The organism is Neorhizobium galegae (assembly GCF_017877055.1).
Classification (GTDB): domain Bacteria; phylum Pseudomonadota; class Alphaproteobacteria; order Rhizobiales; family Rhizobiaceae; genus Neorhizobium; species Neorhizobium galegae_D.
In genome coordinates this window covers 1-17,542 of sequence record NZ_JAGIPG010000001.1, presented here as the reverse complement: position 1 = coordinate 17,542, position 17,542 = coordinate 1, and the positions used below count along the sequence as shown (strand labels likewise).

The 17,542-nt window shown below is 56.5% G+C and carries 14 protein-coding genes and 1 pseudogene; 5 read left to right on the top strand and 10 right to left on the bottom strand.

Annotated features, from left to right (window positions below; genetic code table 11):
* Positions 1-334 precede the first annotated feature (334 nt).
* Positions 335-1,081, bottom strand: a complete 747-nt coding sequence (locus J2857_RS00080; RefSeq protein ID WP_210007979.1) for a haloacid dehalogenase type II — start codon at positions 1,079-1,081, stop codon at positions 335-337.
* 108 nt (positions 1,082-1,189) lie between these two features.
* The gene (locus tag J2857_RS00075) at positions 1,190-1,945 is read right to left on the bottom strand and encodes a helix-turn-helix domain-containing protein (protein ID WP_210007978.1); all 756 of its coding nucleotides are present in this window, start codon (positions 1,943-1,945) and stop codon (positions 1,190-1,192) included.
* A gap of 729 nt (positions 1,946-2,674) precedes the next feature.
* On the opposite strand from J2857_RS00075, the gene J2857_RS00065 reads away from it, so the two are divergent.
* The 3 genes from J2857_RS00065 (at position 2,675) to J2857_RS00055 (ending at position 6,693) form a co-directional block, all read left to right on the top strand.
* Complete coding sequence (locus J2857_RS00065; RefSeq protein WP_210007976.1) at positions 2,675-4,324, top strand: tannase/feruloyl esterase family alpha/beta hydrolase; 1,650 nt, start codon at positions 2,675-2,677, stop codon at positions 4,322-4,324.
* Positions 4,325-4,377: 53 nt separating this feature from the next.
* The gene (locus tag J2857_RS00060; protein WP_210007975.1) at positions 4,378-5,505 is read left to right on the top strand and encodes a serine hydrolase domain-containing protein; all 1,128 of its coding nucleotides are present in this window, start codon (positions 4,378-4,380) and stop codon (positions 5,503-5,505) included.
* Positions 5,506-5,742: 237 nt separating this feature from the next.
* Positions 5,743-6,693: a LysR family transcriptional regulator gene (locus J2857_RS00055; RefSeq protein WP_210007974.1), complete on the top strand. Its 951-nt coding sequence runs from the start codon at positions 5,743-5,745 to the stop codon at positions 6,691-6,693.
* A 30-nt stretch (positions 6,694-6,723) separates the two neighbouring features.
* Here J2857_RS00055 and J2857_RS00050 read toward each other — a convergent pair whose 3' ends face one another.
* The 8 genes from J2857_RS00050 to J2857_RS00015 all read right to left on the bottom strand — a co-directional run bounded on the left by J2857_RS00050 (position 6,724) and on the right by J2857_RS00015 (position 15,970).
* Positions 6,724-7,803 carry a serine hydrolase domain-containing protein gene (locus J2857_RS00050; RefSeq protein ID WP_210007973.1) on the bottom strand — a complete coding sequence of 360 codons (1,080 nt, stop codon included), beginning with the start codon at positions 7,801-7,803 and terminating at the stop codon, positions 6,724-6,726.
* A 40-nt stretch (positions 7,804-7,843) separates the two neighbouring features.
* A complete protein-coding gene (locus J2857_RS00045; RefSeq protein ID WP_210010108.1) occupies positions 7,844-8,833 on the bottom strand; it encodes an ABC transporter ATP-binding protein in 990 nt (329 codons plus the stop codon).
* Positions 8,830-9,804: an ABC transporter ATP-binding protein gene (locus tag J2857_RS00040; protein WP_210007972.1), complete on the bottom strand. Its 975-nt coding sequence runs from the start codon at positions 9,802-9,804 to the stop codon at positions 8,830-8,832. Before J2857_RS00040 ends, J2857_RS00045 begins: the two co-directional genes overlap by 4 nt.
* Complete coding sequence (locus tag J2857_RS00035) at positions 9,801-10,661, bottom strand: ABC transporter permease (protein WP_210009961.1); 861 nt, start codon at positions 10,659-10,661, stop codon at positions 9,801-9,803. The genes J2857_RS00040 and J2857_RS00035 overlap by 4 nt, the downstream gene beginning before the upstream one ends.
* 40 nt (positions 10,662-10,701) lie before the next feature.
* Positions 10,702-11,673 carry an ABC transporter permease gene (locus tag J2857_RS00030; protein WP_210007971.1) on the bottom strand — a complete coding sequence of 324 codons (972 nt, stop codon included), beginning with the start codon at positions 11,671-11,673 and terminating at the stop codon, positions 10,702-10,704.
* A 124-nt stretch (positions 11,674-11,797) separates the two neighbouring features.
* Entirely contained in the window at positions 11,798-13,360 is a 1,563-nt protein-coding gene (locus tag J2857_RS00025; RefSeq protein WP_210007970.1) for an ABC transporter substrate-binding protein, read from the bottom strand.
* Positions 13,361-13,752: 392 nt separating this feature from the next.
* The gene (locus J2857_RS00020) at positions 13,753-14,949 is read right to left on the bottom strand and encodes a hypothetical protein (RefSeq protein ID WP_210007969.1); all 1,197 of its coding nucleotides are present in this window, start codon (positions 14,947-14,949) and stop codon (positions 13,753-13,755) included.
* A gap of 13 nt (positions 14,950-14,962) precedes the next feature.
* Positions 14,963-15,970 carry an ABC transporter substrate-binding protein gene (locus J2857_RS00015; protein ID WP_210007968.1) on the bottom strand — a complete coding sequence of 336 codons (1,008 nt, stop codon included), beginning with the start codon at positions 15,968-15,970 and terminating at the stop codon, positions 14,963-14,965.
* 463 nt (positions 15,971-16,433) lie between these two features.
* Here J2857_RS00015 and J2857_RS00010 point away from each other — a divergent pair, with 463 nt between their 5' ends.
* Together J2857_RS00010 and J2857_RS00005 are read left to right on the top strand one after the other, a co-directional pair.
* The gene (locus J2857_RS00010) at positions 16,434-17,324 is read left to right on the top strand and encodes a hypothetical protein (protein ID WP_210007967.1); all 891 of its coding nucleotides are present in this window, start codon (positions 16,434-16,436) and stop codon (positions 17,322-17,324) included.
* Between the two features lie 53 nt (positions 17,325-17,377).
* Positions 17,378-17,542: pseudogene (locus J2857_RS00005) on the top strand (IS6 family transposase); the annotation flags it as partial.

The window sequence follows — 17,542 nt, the reverse complement described above, 5'->3', positions numbered from 1 at the left end:
TGAACGAAAGCGGTGAGCGAGATTTTTCACCCTAGCGCTTTAACGTTACGTTGCCGATACGTTGCATCGTAGCCGCCGCGCCCAAGCGGCCGAGCGCTACTACGCCCTGATCGTTGCGTGAGGACGCAGACTCGCGAAGGGGCCAAAGCTGCGGCAGGAATTCCGAGACATCGAGCTCGCGCAGGTTGGGTCTAGGCGCGCAACAGACAACGATAGCTGATGTGATCTGCGGTCTCTCCGAAGCCGGTTGCCTCTACTTGATGATGCCAATCTTCTTGCGATCGATTGTGCCGAACTCGGTCGGCGCCATCGCCTGCCCTTCTAGCGATTAAGTTTACGATGCCGCAGGAGCCTCTGCGCTATCTATCGTGGCTCGGTGCGCTGCAGCGAACTCCGACAGCGAACGAAAGTGACCCCCAACTTTCGGAGGACTATCAGGCTGCTTAGTCGCTCCTTGGCCTTCCATCCCAAATCGCCGATCGATCCACACGCTGGTCAGGCCCATTTGCGTGGCCGGTACATGGTCGTGGTATAAACTCTGCGCTACATGCAGGAGCTCGGCTTTTTCAACACCTAGATCTTGCTGCAGCCGCGAGAAAAGAAAACGGAAGTTCTTCGGATCCGGCTTGTAACTGCCAATGTCTTCGGCCGTGTAGACGGCGTCAAAGGAAACACCGAGCTTACGTCTCGAGGCATTGAAGCTTTGGAGATCCACATTGGAAAGCACAATTAGATAGTAGTGTTGTTTTAGATAGGCGAGTGCCTTCGCTGAATCCGAGAATGCCGGCCAATCTGGCACCGAGGCGCCGAATCGTTCGTGCAGATCGGAGTGTGCAGTTAAACCCCAGTGCCGAGCGAGCCTTGCATGAACCACCGCCAAAAGCGTGGCGTAGTTTAGGGATGGTGTCTCAGCTTCCTGTGCCGTTTCGATCTCCCCATAAGTTTCCAGTGCCTCCTTGCGCCCGATTTCACGGCCTCCAGTGCTCAACAGTGGCTGCAAGGCGTTCCAGATGCCTGTCTCCCAGTCAATCAGCGTTCCGTAGACATCGAAGGACAGGGTCTTGAAACGGGTCAAATCCATATTGTTCATCCTCTCGCGCGGGTCTTCGTAGCGCTATGATAACCAAGGATGCCGGAGAAGAGATGTGCCAGGATTCTGGAAGATCACGCCAAAACTCTGATTTTCACATCAGGAACGTTCCGCACTGCTCGCGACGCGGAATTCGCCTGGCGACATACCAAAACGTCCCTTGAATAGACGGCTGAACGCTGAGACATTCTCATAACCGGCGGCATAGGCAATTTCAGAGATGGGATCGCGTGTGAAGATCAGGCGCTCCACCGCTGCATTAAGCCGTTGGTCTATTTCATACTGTCTGGGAGAACGACCGGTCGTCGCCTTGAACAACGCATGAAAATGGCTCTGGCTAAGGCCTGCCTCGCGCGCCATGGCACCGACACCTGCCTTGCCCTTGTGAGTACCGAGGTTGGCTGCAATGCACTCGATCCTGCTCGACGCCTTCGATTGCGGTTTCGGAACCGGGGTCGGACGGATAAGACGCAAGCCGCTTAAAGCCAACATTGCGGCATCGTTTGCGCAACGCCCATCCGCATCGACTTCAGCGCCGATCTGACGGAAGATGCGCCAAAGCCAAGGCTCCACACGTGAGACGAAGGGGCCATCTCCTCTCAGCAGGGGTGGTGCGTCTTGCCCATCGTCTTCCCGGAGTTCGATATCAGCGACTAGGAGGTTGCAATCACCGCTTGGTACGAAGTCGTGGGAATGTCCCCTGGGGATGACGGCGACCGTCCGCCCTGTGACGATGCCCGATGCCCCCTCTATTGCGACCTTCATCACCCCATGCAGAGGGACGAGGACTTGCACGTGGTCGTGATAATGGCAGCCGCGACCATGATAACGCCTCACCTCTAGGTTAATGTTCAAGACTCTCTCCATGACTCTGCCGTTTCCACAGAGGAAATAGTCAAAGTGGCGGCAAGGCAGACGAATAGACCCAGCGTTCTTTCTCCACCTCCGGAGACGCATTAGCCGTCGCTGCCATGCCATGAGACCTATATTGTTACCATAAAAAGCAACCGTATCGATGAATCGGTATCCAATTCCGCGCTACTGACAGCGTCGATGCAGATTTGATCTCGAAGAGACCACGTCCTCAGGCCAATTTTCGGCAAGAAATTGATAGTTTTCATCACCCCTCACCATCGTGTGGCATATCGCCGGATGCTCCCCATGTTCCCACGACGTCGGTGCCACGGGTTACGAGACAGCAGCAGTACGGGCGCGGCCGGAATTGCGACGGCATCGTTGCATGAAGGGACTGTCGTGTCGGGTCTCCGGGGCGTTAAAAACCCTCCAGCGACCGTAAGTATTGAGCATCCTAGCGGGAAGATTGATGTACGATTTAGCTTCCGCAACGGGATCGCGGTAGCAGGCATCTTGGGGACGGTGCGGCGCCTGTTCGAAGGACGGATTCTGGTGCCAGAATCCCGACCCCACCTCCTTGGCCTTGAAGCTACAACTGCAAGCGGATTATGCGCGGATCGCAATAATCAGTCTATTATTTGCATTTCACCCGGCAGCGGTTTTCCAGCTAATTTTAACAAAGAAGAATAGCGCCGGCTTGGGGAGTGGCTGTGCAGCTGGGAGGAAATCATGACATCTCTGTTTAGAGCGGCATCACCTCAGGTGATGGCGATCCCGCTTGCCTACATTCTCGTTTCACCGGCCATGGCCGCACCGCATGATGCTTCGGCATTATGCTCTGCGATTGCGACCTTGAAAATTGCGGCCACCAAGATAACCCTGCCGACAACAGGGGCGCGGGTTATCTCCGCGAAATTGGTAGGTGCATCCGACGCAGCCAATCACAACGGCGAATATTGCAAAGTCATCGGTGAAACCCACCCAGTCGATCCGAAAGCGCCGAACATCGTCTGGCAGGTCAATCTGCCCAGCGCGTGGAACGGCAAGCTGCTCCAATATGGTGGGGGTGGCTACAATGGCAGCGTGCCCCCGACAACGGACAAGACGACACTCGGGCTCGATGTGGCGCCCACCCCGTTGGCGCAAGGCTATGTGACATTCGGGAGCGATTCAGGACATCAAGCCCCCAATGCTGACGACGCTTCTTTCGCCAAAAATGATGAAGCAATGCAGAATTACGGATACATGCACATCAAGAAAACCCTTGATGTGGCAAAGGTCCTTGTCGCAGAAAGATATGATCGACCGATTTCGCGGGTCTATTTTCAGGGTGGTTCGACCGGTGGTCGCGAGGGATTGACCGCTGCGTCCCGCTGGCCGGGAGCCTATGATGGCATCCTCACGAACTATCCTACTGCCAATTTCGTCGGCCTGAGGCTCTGGGGCGCCGGCCTTGCCCGTGCGGTCTACGATGACAATTCTGCCGGCTGGATCCCGCCCAAGCTCGTCGAGAAGATTGCAAAAGAAGCGATCAAATCGTGTGATGGGCTGGACGCTGCCGAAGACGGCCTGATCAGCAACATGGAAGGTTGCCGCGCCCAGTCGAAAGCTTTGGTAGACGGCCTTTCGTGCAAGGCAGATATGAGCGGAAATCCTGAGGACTGCCTGACGAAAGTCCAGATCGAACGGACGCTCAAGATCTACCATGAAGGTTATTCGCTGCCTTACAAGCTGGCGAACGGCATCGACACCTATCCCGGCTACAACAGCCTGGAAGGGATCATGATGCAATTGGGGTCGGAACCACAAATCCGCAATCCGCCGGTTTCCGGGCCAAATGCCCATCATTCCAGTCGCTCGTTCGAATTTCTGCAGAATTTCGTTTCCCGGGACAAGCCACTCGACTTTCTGGCGTTCAATATCCAGAAACCTGGTCAACTCCAGGACAGGATTGTCCAGCTTTCCGAGGTCATCGATGCCACCCGTACCGACTGGTCGGCATTTAATGCCCGCGGCGGTAAAATCATATGGCTCCAAGGCGCCGATGACCCCAGCGTCAGCCCTCTGGGAAATACCAAGCTTTATCAATCTATCATTGCCGAGATGGGCCAGGACAAGGTCAGCGAATTCATGCGCTTCTATCTGGTTCCCGGCCTGGCGCATGGCGGTGGCCGCTTCTCGCCGACCTGGGACAACCTGACGGCCCTGGACAACTGGGTCAATAACGGCGTGCCGCCAACCAACCCGATCGTCCTGGATGCGACGAAGTCGCCCACAAAGGGGCGAACCCGGCCGCTTTGCCAATACCCGTCTTGGCCAAAATACAATGGCGAAGGCGACATGGCACTCGCTTCGAATTTCACCTGCGCGACGAACTGAAACAGCAATTGTCCGTCACGCAGAACCAATCACTATTGACCGGGAGGATTTTAATGGTCGTGGGTCCACATCTATCGAGACGATCCGTTCTCGCGGCATCAGCAGCGTCAACCTTAGCAGCAGTCGGTTTAGCCGGGCAAACGGCGTCGGCAGCAGACGCCCCCTCCTGCGACAACGCCAAATCCGGCAGGCCATGGAATACCGTCAAGGACGTCACATCGGCCGGATGGTCTTCAGCCAAGCTTGCGGAGATGGAGATGCAACTCTATCCGCTGGCAACCACATCGATGATGGTTGTCCAGGGCGGTGAGATCGTCTACCGCTACGGCAATCTCTCCGACGTCAGTTATCTCGCCTCGGCCAGAAAAAGTATCTTGTCGATGCTGTTCGGTCGGTATGTGGCGGAGGGCAGGATCGATCTGAACATGACCATCGGCGGTATCGGCATCGAAGAGGATGACGGACTTCTGCCGGCGGAAAAGACTGCAAAGGTCAAGGACCTTCTAACCTCCAGTTCCGGAGTCTACCATGCGGCCGGCAGCCCCGGCGGCAACAGCAATACGCCGGAACGCGGCAGGACACCGGCCGGTTCGGTCTTTTTGTATAATAACTGGGACTTCAATGTCCTTGGGGCAATTTTCGAAAAGCAAACCGGGAAAACGGTTTTTGCGGCGCTGAAGGAGGATCTGGCTGAGCCGCTGGGCTTCCAGGACTTCGATATCGGCAGACAGCGGATGATGGGCTACGAAAATCAGTCGCGTTATCTCGCCTATCATCTTTTCCTCTCGGCCCGCGATATGGCACGCCTTGGACAGCTTATGCTTCAGGGCGGAAAATGGGACGGAAAGACGATACTTCCCGAATCCTGGGTCAGTGAAAGCACCAAAATGCGCTTCACGCCCGAGCAGACGAAAAGCAAGGAAGGCCTTGGTTACGGTTATCTGTGGTGGATTCCGACGTCCAGCGACCCGGCATTCAAAGGCTCGTACCTGATGAATGGCAACTTTGGGCAGTTTGTTCTCTGCCTGCCGGCCATCGATGCGGTGATCGTCCACCGCAGGGCAGTCACAGACGAATTTGCCCTTGCCCGAAATCTGGGAAAGACCACCTACGAACCGGCAAAAGTCAGCGTTGGCGAATTCCTGAAAATCGCCGAGGCGGTTGTGGCGGCCAGAACCTAACCGCGCTCTGCGTCAGTGGCCTTTCCCGAATCCAATGCGATCCTTAGAGACCGTGGGTTGGCAGGAATGAATACTGGCGCAGAGATCGCCTTTGCTTTGTTGCCGGCGTGATCACACACATTTGCCTGACGCGTTGCGAAGTCATCGCCATGCGTCAGCTGAATTCCTGTTCATCACCGTTGGGATCCATGGCATGGTGACTGCCACCAATGCCATGGGAGCCGAGAGAGTTTTGACATGCAACGATTTCCGTTGGGATCGATCGATCTCAACCTTCTGAAGGTGATCTACGCACTTGTTGTGAAAGGCAACATGACCGCCGCTGGCGCTTACATTGGTCTTTCCCAACCCGCCATGAGCCACGCGTTGAAACGTGTACGTGCCATTACCGGCGATGAACTGTTCAAGAAAACGTCGGGCGGTTTTGTCATGACGCGATTTTGCACCGAGATATTTCCGGCGGTGCGGCGGATCATCGAGGATACGGAATCGGTGATGTTGTCACGGCTCCACTTTGAGCCGACGACCTCTCATCGCGCATTCAGAATTGGCATGAACGACTATTTTTCCGTCGTCCTGATGCCGCTCCTCGTCGAACGTGTTCGCTCCAAGGCCGAGCACTGTGTTCTGGAGGTCATCCACATGCCTCGCACCGGTGCCGCGAACAATCGAAACTATTTGCCGGTGGTGCAGGAGCATCTCGATGACGGCACCATCGACGTCGCCGTGATGACCGCTGACAGTTTCCCCGCCAGGTATCGCTGTAGCTCACTGTTTACCGAAAGAAGGGTCTGCATCATGTCGGCCCATAACCCGGTGGCGAAGGAACCGCTTTCCCTCGAATCCCTGTTATCCATGGGGCACGTCAAGGTCACATCGGCGCCTAGCCGAAGAGGGTGGATCGACGAGCGGCTCGACAGCATGGGGCTCGAACGCCGAGTGGTTGCCGTGGTGCCGCATTTTTCCGCCGCGGTTGCCATCGTCGCCCGCAGCGATCTCGTCGCCATCATGCCTGAAAGCGTTGCGAAACTCTTCGAACGCTCACATGAACTGCTGCTGCTGGAATCCCCGTTTGCCGAGGAAAAGCAGTCCACCAGCATGATTTGGCTTGCCGAAAAGGAACGCGATCCGGCAAGCTACTGGTTACGTGAGCAGATATCCGCATGTTTCGCCGAGGACCTCAGCTGAAACATGCATATATGCGATTAAAGTGATCGCTCAGGCAGCGCGCAGCTTTGCCTTGATGAAATGATCGGTGACGGCCAGGAAATTTTCCATGGTGACGGCAGGCAGCTCCTCTTTAAAGCTACCGTCATTGCGCGCGATGGCCAAATCGTCGGGGATTGCTCTCCTGTTGACGAACACCATGTCGAGTGCCGGCAGGCACAGCATGAATTGTCCGAAATGGCCAGCCGCGACACATGCGCCCTGCCATTCAGGCGTATCATTTGTCACCACCGGGATCCACCACAGATAACTGTAACCGGCAATCCTGGATTTTTCGCTCTCGTTCATGCGATCTGCAGGAACATGGATGCGCGTGCTTTCGGCAACCCAATCGGCGGGCACCAACTGCTCCTCACGCCAACAACCATTTCGCACCATCGTCAAACCCAACCGGGCCATATCCCGCGCAGACAGGAAGAAGTGATAAGCGAGATAACGGGATGCGCCTTCATAGCCCATCATGCGCTGGCGGGACGGATCGAAATCCTGCATCTCCGTGGGACCGGCAAAATCCTCCTCGAATGCCTTAAAGACACTGCGGCCGGTCAACTGCTCGAAGGCAGCACCAAGGACGTTGAAGTCCCAGTTGTTGTAATGGAAGTACTCCCCCGGCCTCTTTGATCCGCGTTCGGGAATATTCTTGGTATTGCTGCCGGGGCTGCCCGGCTGATGGTAGACACCTGAACTGCTGATTAAAAGATCGCGCAAAGCGGCGGTTTTCTCGATCGGAAGAAGGCCATGATCTTCCTCAATGTTCAGATCGGCCATGGTGAGATCAAGGTTGATCTTTCCGTCCGCGACGGCCTTGCCCATCAGCATCGAGAGGATGCTTTTGCGTGTCGACGCAAGATAGCTAACTTCACTGACATCGCCGTAGCTATACAGAACTTCTCCGCCTGCGACCGCCATAAACGACGTTGTCGGCAAGGCCTTAAGCGCTGCTTCAACGGCCGAGCGGACATCGGCAGTCAGACCGTGCCGCTCCGGGGCCTCTACGGATTTCCAGGTTTGCGCGGGAAATGTATGGCTGGAGGCTTTGGGCATATGTTCCAGAGGCGCTGAAACAGACATATTTCATCCTTCTAAGGTTTATGTTTTTGAGTGCCGGGTCTCAATCGTTGAGGTGGCACGCGCTTTTGTGACGGGTGCCGACAGAACGAAGCTCCGGCCGCTCAACTCGGCACCGTTCCATCGCCAGAGGACAACGAGGGTGGAAATGGCATCCTGACGGCGGCGAAAGTGGACTTGGTATCTCACCCTCGATGGCGGAAAAGCTGCGCTGCACAGGGTCGAGACTGGGTCTCTCCAGAAGAAGAGCCCGGGTGTAAGGATGGTTAGGATGAGAAAACAGCTCCGCAACCGGGGCCTCTTCCACGACACGTCCCAGATACATAACAACCACCCTGTCGGAGATGTGCTCGACAACAGACAGGTCGTGACTGATAAATATGTAGGTCAGGTCGAGCTGCTCTCTGAGGTCGAGAAACAGGTTCAGGATCTGCGCCTGTATCGATACGTCGAGAGCCGCAACGGACTCGTCGCAGATTAACATGTCCGGCTGGACGGCAAGTGCACGGGCAATGCCGATGCGCTGGCGTTGGCCACCACTGAACTGGTGCGGGAAACGGCGCGCCATCGAAGGGTCCAGACCGGACCGTTCCATCTGCCGGCTGACATAGTCATCGAGTTCCCGCGCTGTCGTCAGCCCATGGTGCAACGGAGCTGCGCCGATGATTTCGTGCACACGCTGGCGCGGATTGAGAGACGACGAAGGGTCCTGGAAAATCATCTGGACCTGCAGCCGTGCAGCTTCGGCATCCCTGGCCGACATATCCTCGAGCCGCTTGCCCCGGAACAACACCGCGCCTTCGGAGGCTTTCAAAAGACCTGCCACGACGCGGCCCAAGGTCGATTTCCCGCAGCCGGATTCGCCAACGATGCCAACCACCTCGCCTTGAGCGACGGTGAGGCTCACATCGTCCAATGCGCGAACCACAGGGTTGGGCGCCTTCAGGCCGATATATTCGGCACCGCGTTCAACAATACCGGACTTGCGGGTGAAGCGCTTGCTGACATTGCGAATTTCCAATCGATCGTTCACGATAGCGCTCCTTCCGTGACAGGATGAAAACAGCGCAGAAGGCGCCCTTCGACTGGTTCCAGCGGCGGAGGGCTCAGACAGAGCTGAGTTGCTGATGCGCACCGGGGATGAAACGCACATCCTCTCGGCATATTCGCGACGGATGGGGTCGTGCCCGATATTTGCTTGAGCCGTGATCCGCGCTTGTTATGGGCGGGAAGGCTCGCAATCAACCCGTTGGTATAGGGATGCATGGGGCGGCGAAGCAGATCGGCAGTCAAGCCCTGCTCGGCAATACGCCCGGCATACATCACTGAAAGTTTTTCGGCCAGCCCGGCAACGACTGACAGATCGTGGGTGATCCAGATCAGGGCCGTTCCCCTGTCCCGGGCAAGTTTCTGGACAATGGACAGGATCTGCGCCTGGATCGTTACATCGAGGGCCGTTGTCGGTTCGTCCGCGATGATCAGCTCCGGCGACATGAGAAGCGCGATTGCGATTGCCACTCTTTGGCGCATTCCACCGGAGAACTGGTGAGGATAGGCGCGCAACCTTTCCTCCGGGCTCGGGATGCCGACCATTCCCAAGGCATCACGCGCCCGCTCCCATGCAGCCTGTTTGCTGATGGCTTCATGAGCATGGACCACTTCCATCATCTGCGTGTCTATGCGCAGAACAGGATTAAGCGTCGACATTGGATCTTGAAAAATCATGGCAATGCGATTGCCGCGAATGGATCGGATCTCTCTTTCCGAGAGTTTGCGCAGGTCCTGGCCCTTGAAGAGGATCTGCCCACCGGTGACCTGCGCAGGTTTGTCGACCAAACCCATGATGGACAAGCCGGTAATGGATTTTCCAGACCCGGATTCCCCGACGAGCCCCATGACTTCGCCAGCGGCAAGATTGAGATTGATGTCGGCGATGAGGGTAACGTTGCCGTCTGCGGAAACGACCTCGGTCTTCAAACCCTTGATTTCAAGCAAAGCGGTCATCTCTGTGCGGCCTTCGGATCGAGCAATTGACGCAAACGGTCCCCGACGAGATTGATGGCAAAGATGGTCACAAGCAGCGCTATCCCCGGAAAAAGAGCGATCCAGTAGGTGCCAGATAGTATGAACTCGTATCCGCTTGAAATCAGAAGCCCCAGCGAGGGTTCGGTGACCGGGACGCCGAGGCCAAGAAAGCTCAGCGTGGCCTCAAGCGTAATCGCACGCGCTACCTGCATGGTCAGAAGCACGACGAGAGGGGACAGACAGTTCGGCAGGAGCTGGCGAAACAGAATATTTCTATGCGGCAGACGCAAGGATCTCGCTGCTTCCACGTATTCGCGGCGAAGTTCCGTCAAAGCGGCCCCGCGTGCCGTGCGAGCATATGTCGCCCATTCCACGAGCACGATTGCGAAAACGACGTTGCCGACGCTTTTGCCAAGCAGCGCGAGAATAAGAAGCGCCGAAAGAATGGTCGGGAAGGACAGCTGGAGATCGACGATCCGCATCATGGCGGTTTCGATTTTGCCTCCGACATAAGCAGCGGTCAGTCCGAACGCCGTGCCGATGATGAAGGCCAGCGCTGCCGAGCCCAGCCCCACGATCAAGCTAATTCTCAAACCATAGAGAATGGCCGAAAGCATGTCGCGTCCCTGATCGTCGGACCCGAACACGAAGGTAAAGCCGCCGGATGCTTCCGACCCCGGTGCCATGCGCCCGTCCATGATGTCCAGTTGCATCAGGTCATAGGGATCTTGTGGCGACAGCAACGGCGCAAAGATTGCCATCAGGACGATCAGGATGATGAGGAAGAGACCGACGAGCGCGAGCGGCGAACGTGAGAACTGCCGCATGAACTGCATGCCGGATCGAAATTTCGTTTGGCTCTGAACAGCTTGCACGTCACTCTCCCTGAAGGCGGATACGTGGATCGAGCAACCTGTAAGTGACATCCACAATGAGATTGATGACGACGAACATGATGACCACGAGCATGAGGTAGGCAACGATCACCGGGCGATCGAGGGCTGCGATACTGTCGATGATGATCTTACCGACACCGGGCCAGGCAAAGATGGTTTCGGTCACCACTGAAAACGCGATCGTCTGTCCGATATCGAGCCCGACGACGGTCACGACGGGGATCATGACGTTCTTGAGCACATGAACGCTGAGGATACGCCGCGGAGACAGACCCTTGGCTTTGGCAAATCGCACATACTCGCTGGACATTGCTTCGCGAACACCCGCCTCCGTCAGGCGCGTCACCATGGAGATGTTGAAAAGCGAAAGACTGATGGCAGGCAGAAACATGTGCCGGAGACCGTCGAGCGTCACGAACGACCAGGGTATGCCGAATATCGTCTCGGTCGCGCCGCGGCCTGAACTGGGAAGCCAGCCAAGCTGGACGCTGAAGATCATGATCAGCAGAATGGCGATCCAGAAGACGGGCAGGCTGAAGCCGAAAATCGATCCGATCATGACCATTCGCGAGAAGGAACTCTCAGGTTTCCAGCCGACCGCGAGGCCAAGCGGAACGCCGAATACGAGCGACAGCAAAACGGCAGCAAAGGCCAGTTCCAGCGTTGCAGGCAGGCGCGACAGGATCAGCGCAACGGCGGGTTCCTTGTAGACATAACTGATCCCGAGATTGCCCTGCAGAACACCTTTCAGGAACAGAAAGAACTGCTCGTAGAGAGGGCGATCAAGACCGAGGTCCGATATCAGTCGAAGCCGGTCCTCATGAGTCGCCTCCGGCGGCAGCAGCGTTTCTATCGGACTGCCTATCAGATGAAGGCCGATGAAAACGATCACGGCCATTGCCAGGGCGACCAGCATCGCTTGCAACAGCCGCTGGGTAATCCACAGGGTCATGATACCCTCTTGTTATTGATGATGTGACTGCCGCCCAAGCGTTCCTGCGCGCGGGAGATGTCCGATAGGCCGTAACGGGAGTAAACTGGCCGGCGGTGTATTCGCCGGCCAGTTTCTACAGATCTTACTCCGAAACGTCCTTGGCCAGCGTACGCTCGTCAATACGGGGAGCGTAGGACAGTCCCTTGCGGGTAACCCAGGCATTGCTTTGCTGATAAAGCGGGATGATGGCAGCATCATTCACCGCTACCTTGACCGCTTCGATCAGAGCTGCTTCGCGGGCCTTATCATCATAGATCGTCATTGCCTTTGCGACGCGCTCATCAAGGACCGGATTGGAATATCCGCTATCATTGGAGGCACCCAGTCCGCGCTTCGGATCGACCGTGCCGAGGACATTAACCAGCATCGAACTTGCATCATAGGTCGCATTTCCAAGACCGAGCAATTTCATGGCAAATTCCGATTTGCGAGAAGAAAACGTGGTCCACGGCAGGGCTTCCACATTCGTCTTCACGCCGATCCTCGTCCACATCTGCGCCACTGCCTGCACGACAGCCGGAGCATTGGGATAACGATCGTTGGGAACGTGAACGGTCAGTTGAAAGCCATTCGGGAACCCGGCTTCGGCAAGCATTTTCTTGGCAACGGCAAGCTCAGGTTTGGGCGGCTGGATGTCGGCAGAATAGGAAAAGGCACCCTTTGGCAGCCATTGCCCGGAGGCAGTCGCGGTGCCTTCCATGATCTTGTCGACGATGCCTTCGCGGTTGATCGCCACGGAAAGAGCATTGCGCACGCGAGGGTCGGCAAGAGGATTCACCTCGAGCGCTTCTCCGTTTGCACCTTTCACATTGCCCTTCCAGGCGTCGCCAGAGGTGGTGGGCGCCAGATAAATCACCCGCAGACCGGGGGTGCTGACGAATGCCAGTTTCTCGGTAGACTTGAAGCGTGCGATATCTGTGGCCGCCGGCGCATCGATAATGTCGACGTCGCCAGCGAGAATTGCTGTCGTGCGGGCACTTGCGCTGGAAATCATGCGATAGGTTGCGTGATCCCAGACGACCTTCTTGCCCCACCAATTGGGATTGCGCTCAAGCGCTACTTCGATGCCCTGCTTGAATGTCGAGAAACGAAAGGCGCCGGTGCCGATGGCCGCCTTGCCAGAATTGTAGTCCGCCGTGTCGGCACCCTCGCCTGCGTGTCGAGACACGATCGCAATATTTGCGAGCTCCCCCGGAAGAGTAGGCGCAGGCGCTTTCGTGGTGATGACAACCGCCAGATCACCATCCGCCTTGATCGCGGCGATATTTCTCATGAAACCGCCGAAGCCGCCGGGACTATTGGGAACGCTGCCCGCACGCCCGAGTGTGAACACGACATCATCGGCAGTGAAGGGCACGCCATCGTGCCATTTTACGCCCTCGCGAAGCGTAAAGCGCCATGTAGTTTCTTCAACGGCTTCCCACTTGGTCGCCAGTCCTTCGACCAGTTGGCCTTCGGCCGTGCGCTCGGTAAGCCTGTCAAATACCTGCATTGCAATACTGTTATTAGGCGAGGCATTGTAAAAATGCGGGTCGAGCGAAGTAACGGTCCCGCTGAGGCCAATCGTGAGGTCTTTGCCAACCACTGGGTGAGAAATCAGGCTCGCTGCACTTGCTAGCGCAAACAGATAAACTTTCAAAGTCATATTGTTCCCCTTTTTTGTCCTGCATGCGCTCCAAAACACGCGGAATGAAACGGTCCCTGATATTGACCGCCGCTTACGATTTATCAAATGAATGTTTTTTCCCTTCATCATTCGCTATGCGAATAACCCCTGCGCAAACGACTCTAAATGTCGACTTCGGTTGGGGGGCGGCGCCCTTCAAACGGGCCATGACGCCTGCGGATGATGTCAGGTTAACTGGGCTGAAGTGTTTGGCTGCTAGTCGGCAATCATGAGCCGGAGTTGGGCGAAGAAATTCGGGCCAGACTATGTTGGGCGCTTGCGGCGGACGGCACCGAACCTAGCGAATGGATCTCCCCCGCGACGAAATAGGCAGCCGGCATCGTAAACTTAACGCTCAACCTGATTGTGGCTCAAAGGCACGACGCCTCTATCAAGCGAAGATGCGCTTCGATCGCCGGCACGAGTAGGCTCTGTGAAACCTCCGTTGGAAGATCGAGCCTGGTATGGCAGCTCCAGTTGACCCCTAAGCAGGCAAAAGCCTTCTTGTAACCTTTCTGAACAATTGTAGACAATTCGCCCGCTTCCGATAATACGCACTGCGGATCGTCCAGTCCTGGCAAACCTGCAAAAGCTGCCCTTGCCGCTTCGTGCAAAGCCGGCGTCACCATGCAGATGCGGTTGAAATCCGCAACGTCAAGCATTCGACCACCGCGAATTTCTGTTCGAGCGCGAGAAGCTAATCCCGCGCCAAAATGTGCCCAAACATCTGTCTTATCGGGTGCGGGCGCCAGGTCCAAAACCGCGTGAGTCCCCGCAAACCTCAGCTCATGGGCTCCGCTGTTCATCAAGAACAAGGAGTGCGCAGGAAACGCTCTTGGCAGCCACCGGGCGATCTCAAGAAAACCTGCCGTGCCAGTCCCGCGTTCGACCGAGCATGTGAAGAAACCAGATCGAGGAGTGGACAACACAATCCACCGATCGCCACGAGCCATCCGCGCGACCAACGTTGGACTATCGCCTGTTTCCACGTCTCCAGTTAGGTAGAGCCTTACAGGTTGTCCGGCAGAAGCCATCGCCGCGTAGCAAGGCAAATCAAGCGGACGGCCAATGGCCAGGGGCAACGGAACGAACGGCCGATCCGCATAAGAGTTCAGGCCGATAATCTCACCGGTCGGACCGAACGGCAGAATGATGGCAGCCAGAGCGCCGGCTTTCGTAACCGCTTCCAAGAGTGGTCCAACGACTGACGTCCAGATCGCGGCATGACGACCATAAGGCAGCAGAATGACGGCAATGCGGCCTGCCGCCGTTCGTGCGTCAGAAAGCTCATGAACCATCGCCAATCGCCCCTCCACGCCGTGATCCGGGGTTGGGAAAACAACGGGCTGAGGGTAGACCTCGACCGAGGAACCTGGGCCTACCAGCTCACATCGACGCGACCGAAATGTCGGCACAGGAACGGCTATCGTCTCCGTCTGATATCCGACCTTGGAAAGCTCGCCAGCGATCCAGCTTGCTGTCGCGTGATCCCCGGCACTGCCGGCCGCCTTGTCCCCAAAGCCGGCGTGGATGAGTAGATCGTCCCACAAGCGATTGCCATCCAGCATCACTCGCATTGCCTCATTTGTACACTTCTGTCGCACGCTTGAGCATTTCGGCTCGAACCGTTGCGTCCTCCTGCGTGCCGAGCAACGGAGCTTGCAGAAAGTCTTTGACGTTAGCAGGATATCGATCCTCAAGACCGGTAACCGTCGGGCGCCGTGCGGAGCCCGCGTAAATGAGCTGGGCTTTGTCGGAGAGGAAGAAATTCAAGAGCACCCGGGCCGCATTGGGATGTGGCGCGTTCTTGACAACGGCTCCATCAAAGTTTCCATAAACAAGCCCCTCGGACGGAAGAATGACCTCAAGCGGCAAACCCTTGTTCAGCAGCGTATCGGGAAGAATGAAGGGAATGTAGATCGGGTACTCGCCGCGAGCGACACGACGAGGACTGTCACGAATTTCACGGGTGAAGGCGGGCTTGTTTTCAGCAAGGCGCTTTTGATAATCCTCGCCGAGTTTGTCGTACGTTACCGCAAAAAACAGGCCGCCGCCTCCAACGGAGCGAAAATCGTCGGATAGGATCTTGCCCTTCCAAGCAGGATCCGCGAGATCCGCCCAGCTTTTCGGGCGTTTCTCCTTTGGCACTGAAGCATTGACAACGATACCCATGCTTTGCGAAAAGATCGGCAGCCTCAGCTCGTTCCCGGCAAAGTCGGGTGCTAGCCGAGTTGCATTGGGTATGGCACCGTGTTTGTCGAGCACGCCCATCGCCTCAAGCGACACGGAGCCTCCGCTGAAGGACATGTCCGCGGCACCTCGGTTGGTCGCCAGTTCAAGACGCAGTTTCTCAAATAACTCGCTCCCTCGAAGTTCGAGCTTCAGCGCCTTGATCCCGTACTCGTCCGTGAATGCAGACAAGATCTCGTCAAGCTGAGGAACACCGACCTGCGACGTGTAGAGCGTAACAGTTCCTTCCTTCTTCGCCGCGTTGACAACATCCTCCCAGGGTTGTTGAGCATGGGCAACAGCCGCCAAACCTATGGCCAGGCTGGCCAGGGCAAAGCTTTTCAACATTTTCGAAATCATCACGTCCTCCTCAAGATGATGCGTCTGCACGATTGAACAACAGGACAGACAGCCAGGTTGTTTATCTGGATGGTGCTTCCAGCCGGTTTCTTCCAGCTCGGCTTCTGGATTGTCGGCATAACCATCGGTCTTCTGCGGAGATCCATTTTGCGAACGAAGCGTCGCTCGCAGATCTCCAAGTTCCGGGTGTTTCTGTCACCGACAGGTTCCGCTCGTTCTTGGCATCCTCCCGAGCCTGCGTCGTCTACGGCACCTCAATCTTACGAACGCCAGTCAGCTTCGAGAAGGCAGCAATATGCCGAGAGTGCTTTCGCAAAGACAGAAAGATCCGGATGCGAGTCCAGCTAGGTCGTCGATGAGGTAGCTCTCAGCTTTGCCGATTTGAGAAAGATGTATCACTCACTAAGGCTGTTTACTCCGAACGGCGAGCCGGTAACCTGACCGCGAGACTGGGAGGCAAGACGTGGAGAACAATGAACTCATTGCGGTGCGGCTTCTGGACCGACCCATCATCGTGCCAGCCATGTCGCCGCGGATCGGGACTAACATCAATGGACCGAGCCTGATCAGGGTCCCTTCTTGGGTAGAGCGCCCCCTGGGACGTTACTATCTCTATTTTGCCCATCATCGAGGAGATCATATCCGCCTTGCATATGCAGATCGTCTGACAGGCCCGTGGATCATCTACGAGGACGGAACACTTCCGCTTTCGAAATCCGGTTTCACCCACCATTTGGCGTCCCCGGAGATCGTCATCGATCATGAAAAAAAGCAATTCCGCATGTTTTTTCACGGCGGCGACGAGATCAAGAACCAGTTTACACGCTTGGCGGTATCGCCTGATGGCATTCACTTCACAGCTCAACCTGACAATCTGATGAACCCGTACGCCCGGTTATTCACTTACGGTCCTTGGGTGTACGCAATTACGATGCCAGGCCAGATTTACCGGTCATCTGACGGGATCTCTGGATTTAGCGCTGGGCCTATGCTGTTTACGCGTCATATGCGCCATTCGGCAGTATGGGTTGAAGACAATGTCCTTCACGTTGTCTATAGTGATCGAGGCGCTGCTCCTGAGTGCCTGCTGTATGCTCAAGTGCGGCTCAACGGTGAATGGTTGACATGGCGGGAAGGCCCCTCAAGGGTCCTGCTTAGGCCAGAGCGGGATTGGGAAGGCGGACGACTTCCAATCAAACCATCGGTGATTGGTCCTGCAGATGAGCCTGTCAGGCAGCTTCGTGATCCGGCGGTCTACGAAGAAGATGGAAGGCGGTATCTCATCTATTCGGTCGCCGGGGAAGCTGGGCTTGCTCTGGCGGAAATCCATAGCCGTAGGCACCAACCAGAATGAAGGGAGGCGTCGCCTTAACCGGCTGGTGCGGATCGCGGCAATAGTCTATCGGCATGACTAAAGATGCGTCAGCCCAATACAAACGCCACCGCTTTCCCGCCGAGATCATCGCGCTCGCGGTATGGCTCTATTATCGGTTTCCGCTGAGCCTGCGCGACGTTGAAGACCGGCTTGCCGAGCGTGGGATCGACGTGTCGTTTCAGACCGTCGCAGAATGG